The sequence below is a fragment of the Pectobacterium atrosepticum genome, assembly GCA_019056595.1.
Classification (GTDB): Bacteria; Pseudomonadota; Gammaproteobacteria; order Enterobacterales; family Enterobacteriaceae; genus Pectobacterium; species Pectobacterium atrosepticum.
In genome coordinates, this window is the sequence record CP036163.1 from 50,859 (window position 1) to 72,058 (window position 21,200).

The window sequence follows — 21,200 nt, forward strand, 5'->3', positions numbered from 1 at the left end:
TAAATAGGGGTTCTTCGTCTGTCTGGACAAATAATGACTCGTTATATTGATTCTGAAACAATAGATGATATTGCTCTGGGAGCGTCGGTTCTCGGCACAGGGGGCGGGGGAGACCCCTATCTTGGCTCGCTAATTGCCAAGAATGCATTACGTAATACCCAGCCTATTGTTCTGATGAATCTCGATGATATCGAAGATGACTCACTTTTTGTTCCATGTAGCACTATGGGTGCGCCGACGGTTTCTGTGGAGAAAATTATTTCACAGCGCCAGATTATTTTGGCATTTGACACGATGGAAACAGTGCTAGCGGAATCAGCTTCGGGAACATTTTCAATCGAAGTCGGTGGTATTAACTCTCTGATCCCATTTGTTGTTGCGGCTAAAAAAGGGCTGCCGGTTATCGATTGTGATGCAATGGGGCGTGCATTCCCCGAAGCGCAGATGGTGACCTTTTTTCTCGATGGCTTATCTTCGGCACCGAACACGCTAGCTGATGAGAAAGGTAACTCGGTTATCCTTAATCCTATTGATGGTGTGTGGTCTGAGCGGTTAGCCAGAGCCATTACAGAGCAGATGGGTGCCGCCTGTGCGATGTGTGATTATCCGCTCCGTGGACACGAGCTCAAACGTAGCGCCATAAAAGGAACGCTTACCCTAGCGCAAAATATCGGAAAAACGCTGCGTGAGGCTCATCAGTCGGGCAGTGATCCTGTGCAGTCTCTACTCACTGTGCTTAATGGTCACGTCATTGCATCGGGTAAGATTATCGATGTTGATCGGCGCACAACCGGTGGTTTTGCTCGAGGTAAAGTGGTGCTGGATGGTATGGGCAACGATAAAGGCGAATCGTTTACGGTACTTTTCCAGAATGAACTCTTGCTGGCTTATCGCTCGTCACAGACGACAAACCCTACGCAGGATAATCTGCTGGCAGTTGTACCTGATTTAATCTCGATATTAGACAGTGAAACGGGACGTCCGATTATTACGGAGCATTTACGTTATGGGCAGCGAGTCGATATCATTGCCTATCCGTGCAATGACAAATGGCGAACGCCAAAAGGGATTGAGGTCGCGGGGCCGGAGTATTTCGGCTATCCGGTGCGGTATGTACCAATAGAACAGCTTGCAAACCGCTGAGGCTTTCCCGATGTTACATAAAAATGATTACCGACTCGGGATTGATGTCGGAGGCACAAACACGGATGCAGCAATTTTAGATGCTGATCTGCGCTGTATTGCGACGGCTAAATTTCCTACGAGTATGGATATCTATAGCGGCATTGAGCGCGTGATTGCTGCGGTATTGGCGCAATCAGGCATCGAGCCGCAGCATATTTGCTATGCGATGTTAGGCACAACCCAATGTACCAATGCAATTGTTGAGCGAAAAGGGCTGGATCGCGTCGGATTACTGCGTCTGAGTCTGCCAAGCAGTGATAGCGTCCCGCCGCTGTTTGGCTGGGATGACGAGTGGCAAAAGACATTAGGTGAGCATTTCTACCAGCTTCATGGCGGCTATGAATTTGATGGTCGGGAGATCCATCCCGTACTATTGAATGAAGTGCTGGCGGTCTGTGACAAGATGCGTGGTCATGTGGATAGCGTTGCTATCTGTGGCGTATTTTCCCCAGTAAATAATGATCAGGAATTGCAGGTTGCCCAATGGGTGAATGCGGCATTGCCTGATGTTTCCCTGTCATTATCCCACCGAATAGGCAGCACGGGATTGCTGGAAAGAGAAAACGCGACGATCCTGAATGCGTCGCTGCAAAGTACCGCAAACCGTTTTGTTAACGGCTTTATACAAGCGCTAGTTCGGCACGGAATCAAGGCTACGCCATTCTTCGGGCAAAATGACGGCACATTGATGTCCGAAAGTATGGTGAAGCAATATCCCATTCTGACGATGGCCTGTGGGCCAACGAACTCTATTCGCGGTGCGTGCCACCTTTCGGGATTGGATAATGCGCTGATTATTGATGTTGGCGGTACGACGACAGATATTGGCGTATTAGTTAATGGCTTCCCGCGTGAATCGGCAATTGCCGTTGAAGTGGGCGATGTGCGGACGAATTTCAGGATGCCGGATATTATTTCTATCGGCATTGGTGGTGGGACTTGCGTTCGGCAGTCTCAGAACGGAACACTCACCCTTGGGCCTGACAGCGTCGGCTATCGTCTTCTTGAGCAGAGCGTCAGTTTTGGCGGGGAGACATTAACGCTCAACGATATCATGCTGCAACTTCAGCGTGAGCGATGGACATCCTCGCTTTCTCATCCACTGCCTGAGCTAGATAAAGCACTTTGTCTGGAGGCTTATCGTCAGATGATTGATAAAGTGGAAAGTGCTATCGATCGGATTAAATCGTCGAGTGCGGCCATTCCTGCCGTGCTTGTTGGCGGTGGCAGTATTTTACTGCCTGACGTTTTATCCGGTGTCAGTCAGGTCATGCGTCCGCAGAATTTTGATGCGGCAAATGCGGTGGGTGTGGCACTAGGGAAAGTGGGGGCACAGATCGAGCGCGTGGTTAAAATGCCGGATAACGATCGTGAAAAGATAAAAAGCGAATTACAGCAGCAAACTATTTGTCTTGCGGAAGAGACGGGAGCCATGTCTGGCAGCGTTGAAATCATCGATTATCAGGAAATTCCGCTAGCCTATCTGCCGGGGAATGCAGTACAGGTGAAAATCAAAGCGGCAGGGAATCTGGCTTAACTCGGTACTTGTCTACAATGTAGCGGGTCAAGATCAGTCGCGATGTTGATCCGCTGAAATGAAAATAGCGCGCTGAGTGAGCGCGCTATTTTTTCAGAAAGCGTCAGAGATTAGTAGATTACCTTGTGACCGTAGCTTTCCAGAATCGATTTAACGCGATCCATCGTATCGGCTTTCGGCGGTTTAACACCGTCTAATTTGTACTCTTCCCCCATCGCTACCCACTTGTGTTTACCAAGCTCATGGTACGGGAGAAGCTCAATTTTCTCGATGTTCGTCATATCTTTGGTGAATTCGCCCAGCTTGTGCGTGGATTCATCGTCATCAGACCAGCCGGGTACCACCACATAACGTATCCAAGTGCGCTGGTTGCGTTTTGCCAGATAGCGAGCGAAATCCAGAGTGCGGTGATTCGATACGCCAACTAAATTCTGATGGATATCATCGTTCATTTGCTTCAGGTCGAGCATCACTAAATCGCTGACGTCCAACAGCTCGTCAATGACGGGATCGTAGCGGCGTACAAATCCATTGGTGTCCAAACAGGTGTTAATGCCTTCATCCTTACAAGCACGGAACCAATCGCGTACAAATTCGGCTTGCAGAATGGCCTCGCCGCCTGATGCGGTTACACCGCCGCCGGATGCATTCATAAAATGGCGATAGGTCACGACTTCTTTCATGAGTTCTTCAACCGTCACTTCTTTGCCGCCGTGCGTATCCCAGGTATCACGGTTATGGCAATACAGGCAGCGCATCAGACAGCCCTGAAAGAAGATAATGAAACGGATGCCTGGGCCATCGACGGTGCCACAGGATTCAAAAGAGTGGATGCGACCGATTACTGACATTGCGAGGTTTTCTCCAAATTTGACCGGACAATAGCGGTCTTTATGAGCGCAGTCATGAGAAAGCAGGTACCTATCTGGCAGGAATTTCTGACAGAAGAACACCGTATGACAGATGCTGCGTCGAATCTGTTTTGCAAGCCATCCACATGATGAAGGCAATATAGCGGGCTGGCAAAACAGGCTGACAATCTGAACGACAAGCGAGGGCGAGAAAAAGGCCCCACTGACGTGGAGCCTTTATTTTACGCTTTTTCAGACAGCCATGGAAATTAGATTGACTGTGTGAAGGTACGGGTAATGACGTCTTGCTGCTGTTCTTTAGTCAGTGAGTTGAAACGCACTGCGTAGCCAGATACACGGATAGTCAACTGCGGATATTTTTCCGGGTTTTCCATCGCATCAAGCAGCATTTCACGGTTCATGACGTTGACGTTCAGATGTTGACCGCCTTCGATGCTGGCTTCGTGGTGGAAGTAACCATCCATCAGGCCAGCAAGGTTAGCTTTACGCACGTTGTCGTCTTTACCTAACGCGTTAGGTACGATGGAGAAGGTATAAGAAATACCATCTTTCGCGTACGCAAACGGCAGTTTGGCAACAGAAGTCAGAGAGGCAACCGCACCTTTCTGATCACGACCGTGCATTGGGTTAGCACCTGGTCCGAACGGTGCGCCTGCGCGGCGGCCGTCTGGCGTGTTACCTGTTTTCTTACCATATACCACGTTAGAGGTGATGGTCAGAACAGACTGAGTTGGTGTTGCGCCACGGTAGGTATTCAGTTTCTGAATTTTCTTCATGAAACGTTCAACCAGGTCACAAGCCAGTTCATCTACGCGAGAGTCGTTGTTACCGAATTGCGGATATTCGCCTTCGATATCAAAGTCGATAGCCAGACCATCTTCATCACGAATTGGTTTAACTTTGGCATATTTGATGGCAGACAAGGAGTCAGCAGCAACAGACAGACCAGCGATACCACACGCCATGGTACGGAAAACGTCACGATCGTGCAGTGCCATCAGCGCCGCTTCGTAGCTGTATTTGTCATGCATGTAGTGAATGATGTTCAGAGAGGTGACGTACTGCTTAGCCAGCCAATCCATGAAGTGATCCATACGTTCCATCACTTCGTCGAAGTTCAGAACATCACCTTTGATCGGTTCTGATTTCGGACCAACCTGCATTTTCAGTTTTTCGTCCACGCCGCCATTGATTGCGTACAGCATGGTTTTTGCCAGGTTTGCACGGGCACCGAAGAACTGCATTTGTTTGCCAACGATCATCGGGCTTACGCAACAAGCAATCGCGTAGTCATCGTTGTTAAAGTCAGGACGCATCAGATCGTCATTCTCGTATTGCAGAGAAGAGGTATCGATGGAGACTTTAGCGGCATAGTTTTTAAAGCTTTGTGGCAGTTTCTCAGACCACAGAATGGTCATGTTCGGCTCTGGAGAAGGCCCCATTGTGTACAGGGTGTTCAGGAAGCGGAAGCTGGTTTTGCTCACCAGTGTACGACCATCCAGACCCATACCAGCCAGAGATTCTGTTGCCCAGATCGGGTCACCAGAGAACAGCTCATCATACTCAGGTGTACGCAGGAAACGCACCATACGCAGTTTCATGACCAGATGGTCAATCATTTCCTGAGCTTCTTCTTCCGTGATTTTTCCTGCTTTCAGATCGCGATCGAGGTAGATATCCAGGAAGGTGGAGACACGTCCGAAGGACATTGCCGCACCATTCTGTGATTTAACTGCAGCCAGATAGCCGAAGTAAGTCCACTGAACGGCTTCCTGAGCTGTCGTTGCTGGGCTAGAAATATCACAGCCATATTTAGCTGCCATTTCTTTAATTTGGCTCAGTGCATGATGCTGATCGGCAATTTCTTCACGCAGACGGATCGTTGCTTCCAAGTCTTCGCCATTTTCCAGTTTGGATTGCAGAGAAGTGAACTGAGCAAACTTGTCTTTCATCAAGTAGTCGATGCCGTACAGCGCAACGCGACGGTAGTCACCGATGATACGGCCACGGCCATAAGCATCCGGCAGACCAGTCAGAACACCAGATTTACGGCAACGCATGATGTCTGGGGTGTAAACATCGAACACGCCCTGATTGTGCGTTTTACGGTATTCAGTGAAGATTTTTTTCAGTTGAGGATCAAGTTCACGACCGTAAACTTTGCATGAACCTTCAACCATTTTGATGCCGCCGAACGGAATTAACGCACGTTTCAACGGAGCGTCAGTCTGAAGACCAACGATTTTTTCCAGGCCTTTGTTGATGTATCCCGCGTCGTGAGACGTGATAGTTGCAGCAACATTGGTATCAAAATCAACAGGCGCATGAGTGCGGTTTTCCTGTTTGATGCCTTCCATGACGCTGTCCCACAGCGCTGAGGTCGCTTTGGTTGCGCCAGCTAGGAAAGACTCATCACCTTCATACGGCGTGTAGTTTTTCTGGATAAAGTCACGAACATTGACGTTATCCTGCCATTCACCTTTGCTAAAGCCTTGCCATGCATTGGCCAATTTTTCATTCAGCTCGGTCATTTTACACCTACCTTTGATATGGATTTCTTAAAACCCGACGTTGCGGCCGATTGCACCTTAGTGGTGCTTGTCTCCACCGCGCAAATAAATTACCCAATATGTTAAACCGACCATTACGCCGCCGCCGATGATGTTCCCTAGGGTGACGGGAATCAGATTATCGGTAATGAAGTGGCTAACGGTTAAATGTTCAAACTGAGACGGCACCATGCCAATGGCATTCCAGAATTCCGGGGCCGCAAAATTTTTGATAACGATGCCCATAGGAACCATGAACATGTTGGCGATGCTGTGCTCAAAACCGCTGGAAACAAACATGGCGACAGGCAGAATCATTGCAAACATTTTATCTGTAAGCGTACGGCCAGAATAGCTCATCCACACGGCCAGACAGACCAGCAGGTTTGCCAGAATACCCAGACACAACGCTTCAACGAACGTATGTTCAAGTTTGTGTTCAGCTGTTTGCAGGACGTTCAGACCCCACGCACCGTTTGCGACCATATGCTCTCCCGAGAACCAGATAAGTCCAACGAAGAAAAGCGCGCCAATCAGGTTGCCGACATAAACATTAGCCCAGTTACAGGCTAGTTGTTTCCAGGTAATACGTCCACTGGCTTTGGCAATCACGATGAGAACGGTTGAGGTAAACAAGTCTGCGCCGCAGACGACAACCAACATGAGGCCAAGGGAAAAACAGATACCCCCGATCAGTTTCGCGATACCGAAAGGAATCGTCGCGGTCCCGGTAGTGGCAGTAATATAAAAGACGAAGGCGATCGAAATAAACACACCCGCAGTGATCGCTAAATAAAACGTCGTACACGGTTGTTTGGTAGCTTTATAGACTCCGGCGTCTTCAGCAACTTTTGCCATAGCGGCCGGTAGTAATAGAGTGAAGGGGTTGTCAGCTTTCACACTAACTCTCTCTTAAAATTTATCAGCGTTGAGATACTAACAAAGCAGTATACGGTAAAATTTGATGTGGATCATATTGCAAGAAATTAATAGGCAGGTAAGTAGGGGGTGATAGTATAATTTTATAGGTAACGTATTGAATTATATAATATAAAAATATTTTAAATTTTACAAAAAGAGTTGAATGGCATACGTTAAACCTACCGATTTAGCGTTAATGAAAATCATGTTTTGTAGAATTTTAGTACCACCTTGTCGAGGTAATTTAATTAAAAATTCACCATTCAATAACAATACTCTGGTTATGCATCACGAATAATCAGTATTGCCCTTTGGATAATGAAATAGCCCTTTAAATTAAAGGGCTATTTCAGGTGGTGATGCGTAGATTGCTATTTGCAATGGATCGCACTCATCGCTATGAGACGCGTGCTGGCTGCCTCACTCAGGCATTATTTAGCCTGCCAATAACGACGTTTAGCTTGTTGCAGTTTTTCATAGGCAGCCAGTAGCGACTGGTGCGCAGGTAAAGAAGTAAATGTGTCATCCACGGCAAAGAGACCGTAAAAACACGCTTCTCCAGCAACGGCGGCACTGGCAGCCTCGACCGTCTCGCTGCCGTACATTTTGGTAAACGCATCGTAATATTCTGCTGGATCGCGCTCAGGCTCTTGTGCCAGTAACAGCAGGGTTTGCAGGCAGCGGTAGTAATTGCTGCGCTGTGCCGTAAAGACGGAGTCGTTGAAATCCTGCGTCCATTCTGTCCAGATCAGAGCCTGATCCAGATCGCCACCGGCCAGACCCAGCATGGCTTTCAATTCGCCAACGCGTAGAGTGAGCCAGCCGTTATCTTTTCCGGTGGCAATACCAAGCAGCTCGCGTACGCGAGTGAAGTCATCCAGCCCTTCATCATCCAACTGTTGCAACAGCGCCAGATAGTCTTCTTTTTTCCATTTGCTGTCCGGCAGCGCCAGCAGTGTGTCACGCAGATGAGCACCCATGCTGTTATTGGCTAACAGCAGATCGTCGGCAGGGTAGATATCTGACATTCCCGGCACGATGATGCGGCAGGCATAAACGGCCAGATGCTCATAGTCAGCAATGTAGACTTCTTTATCTTCCTGCTGGAAGATCGCCATCAGCGTTGCGAATTCTTCTTCTGTCGACCCTTTAAAGCTCCAGTCGGCAAATTCATAATCCGCCTGCTTCTTGAACATATCCCAGGAGATCAGACCACTGGAATCGATAAAGTGGGTTTCCAGATTAGCGTGTTCGCCAACTTCTTCATCATCGAACGTCGGTGGAGTAAATACGTCCAGATCTTTCAGGCCGCGACCCTGCAACAGTTCAGTGACGGTACGCTCCAGCGCTACGCCGAAGTCAGGGTGTGCGCCGAAGGAGGCGAAACAGGTGCCGTTAGCAGGATTAAACAGTACTACACAGATAACCGGATATTTACCGCCCAGTGAGGCATCGTAGGAAAAAATCGGGAAGCCTTCTTTTTCCAGCGTTGCAATCGCTTCGACCACGCCTGGATAGCGGTTCAACACGTCTTGTGGAATTTCCGGCAGGCTGATGGATTCAGCAATGATTCGGTTTTTAATGCTGCGCTCAAACACCTCTGACAGCCCCTGAACGCGGGCTTCGTTGGCGGTGTTACCGGCGGACATTCCGTTAGAGACGTACAGATTACCGATGATATTCATCGGAATATAGACGGTTTGCTGATCGGACTGACGAGTAAACGGCAGTGCGCAAATACCTCTGTCGGCATTGCCGGATTGCAGATCGATCAGATCGCTGGCGCTCAGTTCCTGTTCTGGGTCGTAAAACTGGTGCAGACGGGCATCCAGAATACCTTCCGGCAGCGCATCATCTTCTGGAATAGGGAACCATTTTTCATTCGGATAGTGAACGAAATCACCGTTAGCGATAGTTTTGCCGAGATAGAAGTCAGCAAAGAAATAGTTGGTGGACAGACGCTCGAAATACTCGCCTAACGCGGAAGCCAGAGCCGCTTTTTTACTGGCACCTTTGCCGTTAGTGAAGCAGAGAGGACAATCGCGATCCCGAATATGGACAGACCAGACGTTCGGCACTGGGTTCAGCCATGACGCTTCTTCGATGTTAAACCCCAGGTCCTGGAGTTGCTGTTGAAAACGGGCGATGGAGTCTTCCAGGGCGGCGTCTTTGCCTGGGATAAACGTTTGAGTCATGGTGTTCACTCTTATCGAGATTAGCGGAAGCGGCATGATACGGATTTTTCTGTCTGGACTCTATTCATTCATAACAGATCGGCAACAGCGAAAAAGAACAGACTACGTAACGTGTCGTTTTGCATAATGAAAGCGCAATAAGCATTGCAGCCGCGATGGACGAGTGATAAAACCGATAGCAGGGTAAAAGTAGTGTGGTTATGGCGGTCGTTCCGTTATAGCTACGATCTTGTAACAGCGGTGTTTTTATAACCGGCAGGTCTATATGCTCTAAATAATTCGAGTTGCAGGAAAGCCAACGCACATGCAGCTTGAAGTATGACGGGTATAAAAATGGTATTTGTAACAACGGTGATAAAACAGCCGCTATTTTTCAGGTGTGGTGAGGGGAAATGACTCAGATTTTTAATTTTAGCGCCGGTCCAGCAATGCTGCCGGTTGAAGTACTGCGTCGTGCTGAACAGGAATTATGTAATTGGAATGGCCTGGGAACATCGGTCATGGAAATCAGCCACCGCAGTAAAGAGTTTATGCAGGTTGCCGCTGAATCCGAACAAGATCTGCGTGATTTGCTGAAAATCCCCTCCAACTACAAAGTGCTCTTTTGCCACGGCGGTGCTCGTGCGCAATTTGCGGCAGTGCCGTTAAATCTCCTAGGTGAGCGCTCAACAGCGGACTACATCGACGGCGGATATTGGGCACACAGTGCAATCAATGAAGCCGAAAAGTACTGCACGCCTAACGTGATTGACGTAAAAACGCGCATAGACGATCTGCGCGGCATTAAACCGATGCGTGAATGGAAATTGTCTGATGACGCGGCGTTTGTGCATTACTGTCCGAATGAAACCATTGACGGTATTGCGATTGAAGAAGAGCCGGATTTTGGCGACAAAATTGTGGTCGCCGACTATTCTTCCAGCATTCTGTCCCGTCGCATTGACGTTAGCCGCTATGGCGTGATCTATGCCGGTGCGCAGAAAAATATCGGCCCTGCTGGCCTGACGCTGGTTATCGTGCGTGAGGATTTGCTGGGTAAAGCACGTCGTGAACTGCCATCGATTCTGGATTACCAAGTTCTGGCGGACAATGACTCCATGTTTAACACGCCGCCGACGTTTGCCTGGTATCTGTCCGGCATGGTCTTCAAATGGCTGAAAGAGCATGGCGGTCTGGCTGAAATGGAAAAACGTAACCAAGAGAAAGCTGACTTGTTGTATAGCGCGATCGATGGTAACGACTTCTATCGTAATGACGTCGCGTTGGCGAACCGTTCTCGTATGAACGTACCGTTCTTACTGGCAGATTCCGCACTGGATAAAGTCTTCCTGGAAGAGTCAGTCGCGGCGGGTCTGCATGCGCTGAAAGGCCATCGTGTTGTGGGCGGCATGCGTGCTTCTATCTACAATGCGATGCCGTTGGAAGGCGTGAAAGCGCTGACTGAGTTTATGGCCGACTTCGTACGCCGCCACGGTTGATTAACGTCAACCCCGCTATACATTTTGATCAACCCCGGGCTTTCCGGGGTTTTTATATCCACTTTGAAAGAATAGGCTTCACATGCAGGAATCCCTGACCTTACACCCCATCAAGCTGATTAACGGTACCCTTAACCTTCCAGGGTCCAAAAGCGTTTCTAACCGTGCGCTTTTGCTAGCCGCCTTGTCGGAAGGAAAGACCCGACTGACTAACCTGTTAGACAGTGACGATGTCCGTCATATGCTTACTGCGTTAACGGCGCTGGGGGTGGAATATCATCTGTCATCCGACCGGACCGTGTGTGAAATTATTGGACTGGGTGGCGCATTTGCAGCGTCGCAGCCGCTAGAACTGTTTTTAGGGAACGCGGGTACCGCGATGCGCCCACTGGCTGCAGCGCTGTGCCTGACGGATGGCGATATTGTGCTGACAGGCGAACCCCGAATGAAAGAGCGGCCGATCGGGCATCTGGTCGACGCACTACGTCAGGGCGGGGCGAAAATTGACTATCTTGAACAGGAGAATTATCCGCCGCTTCGTCTACACGGCGGTTTCCAGGGCGGTGAAATCAGCGTAGATGGTAGTGTATCGAGCCAGTTTTTGACTGCTCTGCTGATGACTGCGCCACTGGCCGCGCAGGATACGCAAATCAGCATTCAGGGCGATCTGGTTTCCAAGCCGTATATCGATATCACGCTGCATATGATGAAAGCGTTCGGTATTGACGTGCGCCATGAAAATTACCAGCACTTCTTCGTGGCAGGTCGTCAGCAGTATCGCTCACCGGGTGATTATCTGGTTGAAGGCGATGCGTCGTCGGCCTCTTATTTCCTGGCTGCGGCGGCGATTAAAGGTGGCGTTGTACGTGTGACTGGCGTGGGCCGTAATAGCGTACAGGGTGATATCCGCTTTGCTGATGTGCTGGAAAAGATGGGGGCAATCGTACGCTGGGGCGAGGATTATATTGAATGCGAACGTGGTGAACTGCACGCGATCGATATGGATATGAACCACATCCCTGATGCCGCAATGACTATTGCTACGGCGGCGCTTTTCGCTCAGGGCGGAACCACCACGCTACGTAATATCTATAACTGGCGTGTGAAAGAAACCGATCGTTTAGCTGCGATGGCGATTGAACTGCGCAAAGTGGGCGCGGAAGTGGAAGAGGGGAACGACTACATTCGTATTACGCCACCGGCCAAGCTGAAAGCGGCAGAAATCGGTACGTACAACGATCATCGTATGGCGATGTGTTTCTCGCTGGTGGCGTTGTCGGATACGCCAGTCACGATTTTGGATCCGAAGTGTACGGCTAAAACCTTCCCTGACTACTTCGAGCAATTGGCGCGTCTCAGCGAACTAGCGTGATTCCATTCTAAGGCACGGTTTTCGTGCCTTTTTTCCTCGATCGATTTCCACCACATTCCGCTGTGTTTTTTTCTGAAATTGCGTAGCGCGTTCAGAGAATGCCTTATTTTTCCCGCCATTCCGCCATTGGGGTAACCTTTCTCTGCATTGATGCGTATAATGAGGCTCCGTAATGCCATAAACGGCATAAGCGGAACTTCCCAGTATTAAGGAGAGAGAAATGACGGTGATGGCACCGGTAGTTACGGTTGACGGACCGAGCGGCGTAGGCAAAGGTACCTTATGTAAGGCATTGGCTGAAGCTTTACAATGGAACCTGCTGGACTCGGGGGCTATCTATCGTGTTTTGGCGTTGGCGGCGTTACACCACCATGTGGATATCAGTTCAGAAGATGCGCTGGTCCCGCTAGCCTCTCATCTTGATGTGCGCTTTGTTGCAGAAGACGGGCAGTTGAAAGTCATTCTGGAAGGCGAAGACGTTAGCCACGAAATTCGTACCGAAGCGGTGGGCAACACGGCTTCTCAGGCTGCAGCTTTTCCTCGTGTTCGTGAAGCATTATTACGTCGGCAGCGTGCTTTCCGTGAGGCTCCGGGGTTGATTGCCGATGGACGTGATATGGGAACGGTGGTCTTTCCTGACGCCCCAGTGAAGATTTTCCTGGATGCCAGTGCGGAAGAACGTGCACAACGTCGCATGCTACAGTTGCAGGGGAAGGGCTTTAATGTTAACTTTGAACGTCTTTTGTCTGAGATAAAAGAACGGGACGATCGTGATCGTAGCCGCCCCGTTGCGCCGTTAGTACCTGCTGCCGATGCGCTGGTGCTGGATTCAACGGAAATGACAATCGATGAAGTGATAGCGCGCGCGTTGGCTTATGCCCGCGAAATTTTAGCGTCGTAATCACAGAAAACTGAATTTTTACCTCGCTGTAAGGATGCACAGCGGGGCATGTTAAACAACCCCATCGAGCAGGATGCCAGATGGACGTTAAATTGAAACCCTTAAGATTATCAAACATGACTGAATCTTTTGCTCAACTCTTTGAAGAATCCCTGAAAGAAATCGAAACCCGTCCTGGTTCCATCGTACGTGGTGTTGTTGTGTCTATTGATAAAGATGTCGTACTGGTTGACGCCGGTCTGAAATCTGAATCTGCCATTCCGGTAGAACAATTCAAGAACGCACAGGGCGAACTGGAAATTCAGGTTGGTGATGAAGTAGACGTTGCTCTGGACGCTATCGAAGATGGCTTCGGCGAAACTCTGCTTTCTCGCGAAAAAGCTAAACGCCATGAAGCATGGCTGACGCTGGAAAAAGCCTACGAAGAAGCTGCAACTGTTACTGGTATTATCAACGGTAAAGTTAAAGGCGGTTTCACTGTTGAGCTGAACGGCATTCGTGCGTTCCTGCCAGGTTCTCTGGTAGACGTTCGTCCGGTTCGCGACACGCTGCATCTGGAAGGCAAAGAGCTTGAGTTCAAAGTTATCAAGCTGGATCAGAAACGCAACAACGTTGTTGTTTCTCGCCGTGCAGTTATCGAATCTGAAAACAGCGCTGAACGCGATCAACTGCTGGAAAACCTGCAGGAAGGCATGGAAGTTAAAGGTATCGTTAAGAACCTTACTGACTACGGTGCATTCGTTGATCTGGGTGGCGTTGATGGCCTGCTGCATATCACTGATATGGCTTGGAAACGTGTTAAACATCCGAGCGAAATCGTCAATGTGGGCGACGAAATCACTGTTAAAGTGCTGAAATTCGACCGCGAGCGTACCCGTGTGTCTCTGGGTCTGAAACAGCTGGGCGAAGATCCATGGGTCGCTATCGCTAAGCGTTACCCAGAAAGCACTCGTCTGACTGGTCGCGTAACCAACCTGACTGATTACGGCTGCTTCGTTGAAATCGAAGAAGGCGTTGAAGGTCTGGTACACGTTTCCGAAATGGATTGGACCAACAAAAACATCCACCCATCCAAAGTTGTTAACGTTGGCGATGTAGTGGAAGTAATGGTTCTGGATATCGATGAAGAACGTCGTCGTATCTCCTTGGGCCTGAAACAGTGTAAATCCAACCCATGGCAGTTGTTCGCAGAAACTCACAATAAGGGCGACCGCGTTGAAGGTAAAATCAAGTCAATCACTGACTTCGGTATCTTCATCGGTCTGGACGGCGGCATCGATGGTCTGGTGCACCTGTCTGACATCTCCTGGAACGTGGCTGGCGAAGAAGCCGTTCGCGAATACAAGAAAGGTGATGAAATCGCCGCTGTTGTTCTGCAGGTTGACGCAGAGCGCGAGCGTATCTCTCTGGGCGTGAAACAACTGTCTGAAGACCCGTTCAATAACTACCTGTCTGTTAACAAGAAAGGTGCTATTGTTACTGGTAAAGTTACAGCAGTTGACGCCAAAGGTGCTACAGTTGAATTAGCAGACGGCGTAGAAGGCTATCTGCGTGCTTCTGAAGCTTCTCGCGATCGCATCGAAGACGCAACACTGGTGCTGAATGTTGGCGACAGCGTTGAAGCGAAATACACCGGTGTTGATCGTAAAAACCGCGTTGTTAGCTTGTCTGTCCGTGCGAAAGACGAAGCTGACGAGAAAGATGCAATCGCAACTGTTAACAACAAGCCGGAAGAAAACAATTTCTCCAGCGCGATGGCAGAAGCGTTCAAAGCAGCTAAAGGCGAGTAATCACAACGGTAGAATGAGCAACGTGAGTTGCTCATTCTTGTAACGGTAGTCAGTTATCCCGGCTATTGATAGCCACGCATTTGGAGGCGCTATGACCAAGTCTGAACTTATTGAAAGGCTTGCTGGACAGCAATCTCATATCCCGGCCAAAGTGGTTGAGGATGCAGTGAAAGAAATGCTTGAACAAATGGCTTCTACGTTAGCCGAAGGCGACCGTATTGAAATCCGTGGGTTTGGCAGTTTTTCACTTCACTACCGTGCACCGCGTGTGGGTCGTAATCCGAAAACGGGTGATAAAGTTGAGCTGGAAGGTAAGTACGTCCCTCACTTTAAACCGGGCAAGGAACTCCGCGACCGCGCTAACATTTATGGCTAATTGTTAGTCATAAATATCAGCCTTATAAAAGCACTCATTTTGGGTGCTTTTTTGCATTTATCGATCTTGTTCCCTCAAAGCTTCCGCGCTATTGGCTATTTGTTCTGATTACTTATCAGAGTGCCATTCCTTGTTATACGTTTTCTTTCTCCCTTTGAGCTGTTAAGTGACCGCGACATATGAAATATGAATATTTTGATTTCCAGCCGTTTGGATGTTGAAATTTCGAATGTTATTGCCTATTTTTTATGCATTACATTAATTTCTCTAATGCATTATCTCTAAATAAGGAAAGTGTATGAGTGAAGCATGTAGCCATTCCGGTAGCATAAGCTGTTCCTGCTGTAGTCCTCTATGGAAATCATTTCTCCCCGATACGCCAGTTGATATTCCTGAGTGGGAAAACAGTCTACATATTGAAACGAAGTTATTCCGTTCCGCGCCAAATAAGGATGGTAGCCCTGGAAAAGCGATTCTGACGCTGGAAGATGGGCAGGAGGTTTCGGTTGAAGCAATTGGTATTCATGACGGACTGGTGGTTGCGACAGGTTCATATCAAGATGTGAAGGCCAAAATGCCGAAAAACACGTTGGAACATCAATTATCAGGCAAACAAACGCTGTTGCCGGGTCTGATTGAGCCACATGTGCACATCATTAACACCGCGATGTTATCTGCCATTGGCAATGATGTTAGCCCGTTTGAAGAGCAGAGATTACGCAAAGATTATAATAGGGTTTGGGTGACATCCTCTCTGGCTGAGCAGGCAAAGTCGGATACGGATAAAAATAATAGCTGGCTTATCGGCTTTGGCGCCGATCCTTCCTTGTTTATTGGCGGAGAGAAGGAATTTAATTCTGCCGTTCTTGATGAGCATGTGACGGATAAAAGACCCGTATTTGTCATCAATGCCTCGATGCATCTGGCCTATATCAATACGTGTGCGATTAAACTCGTCAGGGAATTTTATAAAGATAAAGTTATTCCACCGGATGACGGCATCCTTAAAGAAATAGACGGTATAGAGCCTGTCGTGAATGTCATTGTTAGCAGTTACCCCAAAGCAAAATTGGCGCTGATGCTAATTGAATCGGTTAACAAACTGTTTGGTGTGGCGAGTAAACGCGGCGTGACTTATATGCTCGATGCTGGCGTTGAACCCAAAGGTACTCAGCCTGGCTTCGATCAAGTGAGTTTTCTGGATAAATGGGCACATCTGCCGATCTGTCCGGTGCGGATCGGTGGTGCGCTGATCATTACGAATAGTGATGATTTCAAAAATAAGGTGGTGGATCATTACTCTCCAGGCTATGGAGATGAACATTTCCACTTGCCGTATATCAAGATTATTTCAGATGGTTCAAATCAAGGGCTGACGGGGTATCAATCCACGCCGTACTGCTGTAATAGCCGTTATGAAAAAACGCCGAGTGAGAAAAATATTGGAGCCTTCAACTTTACTCCTCCAACTGATATCAATACGCTGGTGGATAGCGTTGTGCAGCATCAATGGCCGTTGATGATTCATACTAATGGTGATGAAGCCATTAGCCTGACGTTAGCGTCATTTAAAAAGGCAGGCGTGACGTCAGGCTCTTACGAACAGCGTCGTGATCGTCTGGAACATGCATCACTGCTGACTGATGACCATCTGTCTGAAATGAAGCAACGCGGTATTTCGCCCAGTTTCTTAATTGGTCATGTGGGGTATTGGGGCTGGGCATTCCAGCAAACCATATTGGGAGAGGAACGGGCTAATCACCTTGATCGCTGCCAGTCCGCTATTAATCACGGGATGAGGATTACTTTACACAGCGATAACGGTGTTACACCGCTTGGCCCACTGCGCATGATGGAACAGGCAATTTCACGTGTGATGGAAGGCGCACCTCAAGGGACAACTCCTGCTGTGTTGCGTGAACAAGAGCGGATTTCCCGTTTCGCCGCGCTTAAAGCCGCGACCTATGATGCCGCTTGGCAATGCCATGCAGATCAATGGGTAGGTTCGCTAGTTGCCGGTAAATGTGCTGATTTTGTTATTTTGGCGGATTCCCCGCTGACCTATGACTCAGCAGATAAGAATAATCCGGTCAAAGATATGCGTGATATACCGGTTCTGGAAACCTGGAAAGGGGGGCGTAAAGTGCATTCAGGTGCTGGTCATTCTTAACGCCACTGTATCGTCATGCTAAAACCCCGCGTTATCAATGACCGATAACGCGGGGAAAGGCTTATTTATTGTGACGTTCTTTCAGGCGATTGATGATGGTCGCGAGATCTAAATCTTGATCCTGTAGCAGCACCAGCAGGTGGTACATTAAATCCGCTGCTTCATTAGTGAGCTCTTCGCGGTCGTGCACCGTTGCCGCTAATGCGGCCTCCAGACCTTCTTCACCAACTTTCTGCGCGATGCGCTTAGTGCCGCTGGCATACAGACGTGCGGTGTAAGAGCTGTCTGGGTCGGCATGCTTACGCTCTGCCAACAGTTGCTCTAGCTGATAGAGGAACGTCCAGTCGCTGGCTGCAGGCGAGAAACAGCTGCTTGTACCCAGATGACAGGTTGGTCCGATAGGATTAACCAGAATCAGCAGTGTGTCGTTATCGCAGTCTGGCGTGATAGAGACGACATTGAGGAAATGGCCGGAAGATTCTCCTTTTGTCCACAACCGCTGCTTGGTACGCGAGAAAAACGTAACCTTGCCGCTCTCTTCGGTAGCCTGCAACGCATCCTGATTCATATAGCCCAGCATCAACACTTCACCGGATACCGCATGTTGCACGACAACCGGCAGCATGCCGTCCGTTTTTTCCCAATCGAGTTGGTTTCGTTGTTCGTCGTTTAGAAAGCACTCTTCGCTTAACACACTCGAATCTCCACGCCTTGTTGCTTAAGATATTGTTTCAGTTCGCCAATATTAATAATTTGCTTGTGAAACACCGATGCTGCTAGCGCGCCATCAACGTGGGCGGTCTGGAACGCATCCAGAAAATGCTCCATGGTGCCTGCGCCGCCGGAAGCAATCAGCGGGACGTTGCAGACATCACGCACCAGATTTAACTGGTGCAAATCATAACCATTGCGCACGCCGTCCTGATTCATCATGTTCAGGACAATCTCACCCGCGCCGCGCTTTTGCACTTCTTCTACCCAATCCAGCGTTTCCCAAGTGGTGACCTTAGTTCGCGTTTCATCACCTGTGTATTGATTCACATGATAGCGGCCCGTCGAGGCATCATGCCAGGTATCAATCCCGACGACGATACACTGCACGCCATAGCGATCGGCCAATCGGGTAATTAACTCAGGGTCGGCCAGCGCCGGTGAGTTGATGGAAATTTTATCCGCGCCGAAAGAGAGTATTTGACCGGCTTCTTCCACGCTTTTAATGCCGCCCGCCACACAGAAAGGAATATCGATGACTTCCGCAACGCGGGATACCCAGCTTTTGTCGACTACACGGCCGTCGGAAGAGGCGGTGATATCATAAAAAACCAGCTCATCAGCGCCTTCCTGCGCATAGCGCTGCGCCAGCGGCACGATGTCACCGATGATTTCGTGGTTGCGGAACTGCACACCTTTGACGACCTGACCGTTACGCACGTCCAGGCAGGGGATTATCCGTTTTGCCAGCATGAAATAGCCTCCGCGACGTTAAATTTACCTTCCAACAGCGCACGGCCGACGATAACACCCTGCACACCGCTACTGCGCAAATTGGCGATATCGGTCAGATTACCGATGCCGCCGGACGCCTGAAAGGCAATCTGCGGGTAGCGCTGACTGATTTCACGATAGAGCTCGACGTTGGAGCCGCTCAGCGTACCGTCACGGGAAATGTCGGTGCACAGCACATGCTTCAGACCGAACGGCAGATATTGTTCAACGATCTGCTCAAGCGTGGCCTCTGAATTCTCCTGCCAGCCGCTGATGGCGACGTACTTCGTGCCGTTTGCGTCGATACGCACGTCTAGTGCAAGCACCAGCGCTTCTGCGCCGTAGCGGGTGAACCATTGCTGAACGAGTTCCGGCTGCTTAACCGCAGTGGACCCAATAACGACACGGCTGGCACCGGCTTTTAGCAACGCTTCTACGTCCTGCTCGGTACGAATGCCGCCGCCGATCTGTACCGGTACGCTAACGCCAGCCAACAGCGTGGTTAACAGGGGAATTTGTCGGGCAGAGGGATCTTTTGCTCCGGTCAAATCCACCAAATGCAGCACGCCTGCACCTTGTTGCTGGTAATCCTGCAAGCGGGGAAGCGGATCGCTTCCGTATTGGCGCTGCTGGCCATAATCACCCTGATGCAGACGGACAACCTGCCCATCAATCAGATCTAATGCGGGAATAATCATGACGCTCTACATCTCCAGAAAGTTTTTCAGCAGTTGCGCGCCCGCAGCACCAGAACGCTCGGGGTGGAACTGCACGCCAAAGAAGTTATCTTTTTCCAGCGCGGCGGTGAAGGCTTCGCCGTAGTTGGCTTGTGCAATCGTGTTTTCGCAGACTGGCATGGCATAGCTGTGAACAAAATAGAAATAAGCGCCGTCATCGATATCGCGGAACAAACGATGCCCGGCCTTCGGAATCACCTGATTCCAGCCCATGTGCGGCAGTGGCAAGCCGTGGTCTATTATTTTTTTTACTGGCGTATCGACAATCCCCAGCGTGGGGATACCGCCACTTTCGTCGCTGTGTGTCCCCAGCAACTGCATGCCGAGGCAAATGCCGAGAACCGGTTGGGTACAGGCTTTGATCAGCGCGATTAGATCGCGCTCTTCCAGTTGATTCATCGCGGCCTGCGCGGTACCAACACCCGGCAGAAATAGCTTGTCTGCTTGCAGGACAATCTCGGCCTCGCGGCTAACAACCGGCGTATACCCCAACCGCTGCACGGCGTAGGTCACCGAAGAGAGGTTGGCGCAGCCGGTATCAAGAATGACGACCTTCATCAGAGCACTCCTTTCGAGCTCGGCAACGTGTCACCCTCGACGCGAATTGCCTGACGTAGCGTGCGCCCGAAGACTTTAAACAGGCTTTCCACACGGTGATGATCGTTACGCCCTTTGGTTTTCAGGTGCAGCGTACAGGCCATGGAATAAGACAGTGAGCGGAAGAAGTGTTCGACCATTTCCGTACTCAGATCGCCAACGCGCTGATAGTTGAATTCGGCTTTATATTCCAGATGCGGGCGCCCTGAAATATCCAGCGCACAGCGTGCCAGACACTCATCCATCGGCAGGACGAAGCCAAAACGGCCAATGCCGCGTTTGTCGCCCAGCGCGTTATTCAGGGCTTCGCCCAGCGCCAGACCGGTATCTTCCACCGTGTGGTGATCGTCAATGTACAGATCGCCTTTCACTTCAATATTCATGCGAAAGCCGCCGTGGGTGGCGATTTGATCCAACATGTGATCGAAGAAGCCAACACCGGTGTTAATTTTGCTGCCGCCTTCCTGATCCAGCCAGACGTTTACATCAATCGCGGTTTCACGCGTAACGCGGTTGACGTGTGCATGGCGGTTACGCTTGGTTAGCTGGTCAGTAATTGCTTGCCAGTTCAGCCCGCCACGCTGGTAGAGCAGGCCGGTAATGCCCATATTTTGCGCCAACTGAATATCGGTTTGGCGGTCGCCGATGACGTAGCTATTTGCCACATCCATCAGGCCGCCGTTCAAATAGGCCGTTACCAGTTCGGTCTTGGGTTTGCGACAGGTGCAGTTATCTGCCGGTAAATGCGGACAGATCAGCACGTGCTCAAAATGGATGCCCTGCGATGTCAGAATCTGCATCATCAGGTTGTGCGGTGGATCGAAGGTTTCCTGCGGAAAGCTATCGGTTCCTAGCCCATCCTGATTGGTAATCATCACCAGCGCATAACCGGCCTTTTGCAGTGCCAGCAGCGACGGAATGACATCTGGTTCCAGCGCCAGTTTATCCAGACGGTCAACCTGAAAATCCTCAGGCGGTTCAGCAATCAATGTTCCGTCACGGTCGATAAAGAGGTATTTCTGGCCCACGTGAGCT

Annotated in this window: 17 protein-coding genes; 8 read left to right on the forward strand and 9 right to left on the reverse strand. The window is 49.7% G+C overall.

Features of this window, described 5'->3' with window-relative positions:
- The first annotated feature begins 33 nt into the window (after nucleotides 1-33).
- Nucleotides 34-1,143 carry a DUF917 domain-containing protein gene (locus DCX48_00855; protein QXE13177.1) on the forward strand — a complete coding sequence of 370 codons (1,110 nt, stop codon included), beginning with the start codon at nucleotides 34-36 and terminating at the stop codon, nucleotides 1,141-1,143.
- 10 nt (nucleotides 1,144-1,153) lie between these two features.
- The gene (locus DCX48_00860) at nucleotides 1,154-2,722 is read left to right on the forward strand and encodes a hydantoinase/oxoprolinase family protein (GenBank protein ID QXE13178.1); all 1,569 of its coding nucleotides are present in this window, start codon (nucleotides 1,154-1,156) and stop codon (nucleotides 2,720-2,722) included.
- Between the two features lie 110 nt (nucleotides 2,723-2,832).
- Here DCX48_00860 and DCX48_00865 read toward each other — a convergent pair whose 3' ends face one another.
- The 4 genes from DCX48_00865 to DCX48_00880 form a co-directional block, all read right to left on the reverse strand.
- Nucleotides 2,833-3,573 (reverse strand): pyruvate formate lyase 1-activating protein, encoded by a 741-nt coding sequence (locus DCX48_00865; GenBank protein ID QXE13179.1) that lies wholly within the window; start codon nucleotides 3,571-3,573, stop codon nucleotides 2,833-2,835.
- A gap of 269 nt (nucleotides 3,574-3,842) precedes the next feature.
- Nucleotides 3,843-6,125, reverse strand: a complete 2,283-nt coding sequence (gene pflB, locus DCX48_00870) for a formate C-acetyltransferase (protein QXE13180.1) — start codon at nucleotides 6,123-6,125, stop codon at nucleotides 3,843-3,845.
- A gap of 57 nt (nucleotides 6,126-6,182) precedes the next feature.
- Nucleotides 6,183-7,043 carry a formate transporter FocA gene (gene focA / locus DCX48_00875; protein QXE13181.1) on the reverse strand — a complete coding sequence of 287 codons (861 nt, stop codon included), beginning with the start codon at nucleotides 7,041-7,043 and terminating at the stop codon, nucleotides 6,183-6,185.
- A gap of 452 nt (nucleotides 7,044-7,495) precedes the next feature.
- Nucleotides 7,496-9,259: a 30S ribosomal protein S12 methylthiotransferase accessory factor YcaO gene (locus DCX48_00880; protein QXE13182.1), complete on the reverse strand. Its 1,764-nt coding sequence runs from the start codon at nucleotides 9,257-9,259 to the stop codon at nucleotides 7,496-7,498.
- Between the two features lie 392 nt (nucleotides 9,260-9,651).
- Between DCX48_00880 and serC the strand changes: the two genes are divergently transcribed.
- The 6 genes from serC to DCX48_00910 all read left to right on the forward strand — a co-directional run bounded on the left by serC (nucleotide 9,652) and on the right by DCX48_00910 (nucleotide 17,346).
- Nucleotides 9,652-10,737, forward strand: a complete 1,086-nt coding sequence (gene serC / locus DCX48_00885) for a 3-phosphoserine/phosphohydroxythreonine transaminase (protein ID QXE13183.1) — start codon at nucleotides 9,652-9,654, stop codon at nucleotides 10,735-10,737.
- An 82-nt stretch (nucleotides 10,738-10,819) separates the two neighbouring features.
- The gene (gene aroA, locus DCX48_00890) at nucleotides 10,820-12,109 is read left to right on the forward strand and encodes a 3-phosphoshikimate 1-carboxyvinyltransferase (GenBank protein ID QXE13184.1); all 1,290 of its coding nucleotides are present in this window, start codon (nucleotides 10,820-10,822) and stop codon (nucleotides 12,107-12,109) included.
- 220 nt (nucleotides 12,110-12,329) lie between these two features.
- Nucleotides 12,330-13,010 (forward strand): (d)CMP kinase, encoded by a 681-nt coding sequence (locus DCX48_00895; protein ID QXE13185.1) that lies wholly within the window; start codon nucleotides 12,330-12,332, stop codon nucleotides 13,008-13,010.
- A gap of 116 nt (nucleotides 13,011-13,126) precedes the next feature.
- Nucleotides 13,127-14,800: a 30S ribosomal protein S1 gene (locus DCX48_00900; protein QXE13186.1), complete on the forward strand. Its 1,674-nt coding sequence runs from the start codon at nucleotides 13,127-13,129 to the stop codon at nucleotides 14,798-14,800.
- Between the two features lie 91 nt (nucleotides 14,801-14,891).
- A complete protein-coding gene (gene ihfB / locus DCX48_00905) occupies nucleotides 14,892-15,176 on the forward strand; it encodes an integration host factor subunit beta (protein QXE13187.1) in 285 nt (94 codons plus the stop codon).
- Nucleotides 15,177-15,474: 298 nt separating this feature from the next.
- Complete coding sequence (locus DCX48_00910; protein ID QXE13188.1) at nucleotides 15,475-17,346, forward strand: amidohydrolase; 1,872 nt, start codon at nucleotides 15,475-15,477, stop codon at nucleotides 17,344-17,346.
- Nucleotides 17,347-17,407: 61 nt separating this feature from the next.
- Here DCX48_00910 and DCX48_00915 read toward each other — a convergent pair whose 3' ends face one another.
- Genes DCX48_00915 through hisB form a run of 5 tightly spaced genes read right to left on the reverse strand, consistent with a single transcriptional unit; the run spans nucleotide 17,408 to nucleotide 21,193 of the window.
- A complete protein-coding gene (locus DCX48_00915; protein ID QXE13189.1) occupies nucleotides 17,408-18,040 on the reverse strand; it encodes a bifunctional phosphoribosyl-AMP cyclohydrolase/phosphoribosyl-ATP diphosphatase HisIE in 633 nt (210 codons plus the stop codon).
- The gene (gene hisF / locus DCX48_00920) at nucleotides 18,034-18,810 is read right to left on the reverse strand and encodes an imidazole glycerol phosphate synthase subunit HisF (protein QXE13190.1); all 777 of its coding nucleotides are present in this window, start codon (nucleotides 18,808-18,810) and stop codon (nucleotides 18,034-18,036) included. Before hisF ends, DCX48_00915 begins: the two co-directional genes overlap by 7 nt.
- On the reverse strand, nucleotides 18,792-19,529 hold the full coding sequence (gene hisA / locus DCX48_00925) for a 1-(5-phosphoribosyl)-5-[(5-phosphoribosylamino)methylideneamino]imidazole-4-carboxamide isomerase (protein QXE13191.1): 738 nt from the start codon (nucleotides 19,527-19,529) through the stop codon (nucleotides 18,792-18,794). The genes hisF and hisA overlap by 19 nt, the downstream gene beginning before the upstream one ends.
- Before the next feature lie 6 nt (nucleotides 19,530-19,535).
- The gene (hisH, locus tag DCX48_00930; GenBank protein QXE13192.1) at nucleotides 19,536-20,126 is read right to left on the reverse strand and encodes an imidazole glycerol phosphate synthase subunit HisH; all 591 of its coding nucleotides are present in this window, start codon (nucleotides 20,124-20,126) and stop codon (nucleotides 19,536-19,538) included.
- Nucleotides 20,126-21,193, reverse strand: a complete 1,068-nt coding sequence (gene hisB / locus DCX48_00935) for a bifunctional histidinol-phosphatase/imidazoleglycerol-phosphate dehydratase HisB (protein ID QXE13193.1) — start codon at nucleotides 21,191-21,193, stop codon at nucleotides 20,126-20,128. Before hisB ends, hisH begins: the two co-directional genes overlap by 1 nt.
- Nucleotides 21,194-21,200 lie beyond the last annotated feature (7 nt).

Coding starts and splice junctions, on each gene's coding strand:
- aroA (QXE13184.1), top strand. CDS start 10,820: ATGCAGGAATCCCTGACCTTACACCCCATCAAGCTGATTAACGGTACC.
- hisA (QXE13191.1), bottom strand. CDS start 19,529: ATGATTATTCCCGCATTAGATCTGATTGATGGGCAGGTTGTCCGTCTG.
- DCX48_00910 (QXE13188.1), top strand. CDS start 15,475: ATGAGTGAAGCATGTAGCCATTCCGGTAGCATAAGCTGTTCCTGCTGT.
- DCX48_00860 (QXE13178.1), top strand. CDS start 1,154: ATGTTACATAAAAATGATTACCGACTCGGGATTGATGTCGGAGGCACA.
- DCX48_00895 (QXE13185.1), top strand. CDS start 12,330: ATGACGGTGATGGCACCGGTAGTTACGGTTGACGGACCGAGCGGCGTA.
- ihfB (QXE13187.1), top strand. CDS start 14,892: ATGACCAAGTCTGAACTTATTGAAAGGCTTGCTGGACAGCAATCTCAT.
- DCX48_00865 (QXE13179.1), bottom strand. CDS start 3,573: ATGTCAGTAATCGGTCGCATCCACTCTTTTGAATCCTGTGGCACCGTC.
- DCX48_00900 (QXE13186.1), top strand. CDS start 13,127: ATGACTGAATCTTTTGCTCAACTCTTTGAAGAATCCCTGAAAGAAATC.
- serC (QXE13183.1), top strand. CDS start 9,652: ATGACTCAGATTTTTAATTTTAGCGCCGGTCCAGCAATGCTGCCGGTT.
- hisF (QXE13190.1), bottom strand. CDS start 18,810: ATGCTGGCAAAACGGATAATCCCCTGCCTGGACGTGCGTAACGGTCAG.
- pflB (QXE13180.1), bottom strand. CDS start 6,125: ATGACCGAGCTGAATGAAAAATTGGCCAATGCATGGCAAGGCTTTAGC.
- DCX48_00880 (QXE13182.1), bottom strand. CDS start 9,259: ATGACTCAAACGTTTATCCCAGGCAAAGACGCCGCCCTGGAAGACTCC.
- hisH (QXE13192.1), bottom strand. CDS start 20,126: ATGAAGGTCGTCATTCTTGATACCGGCTGCGCCAACCTCTCTTCGGTG.
- DCX48_00855 (QXE13177.1), top strand. CDS start 34: ATGACTCGTTATATTGATTCTGAAACAATAGATGATATTGCTCTGGGA.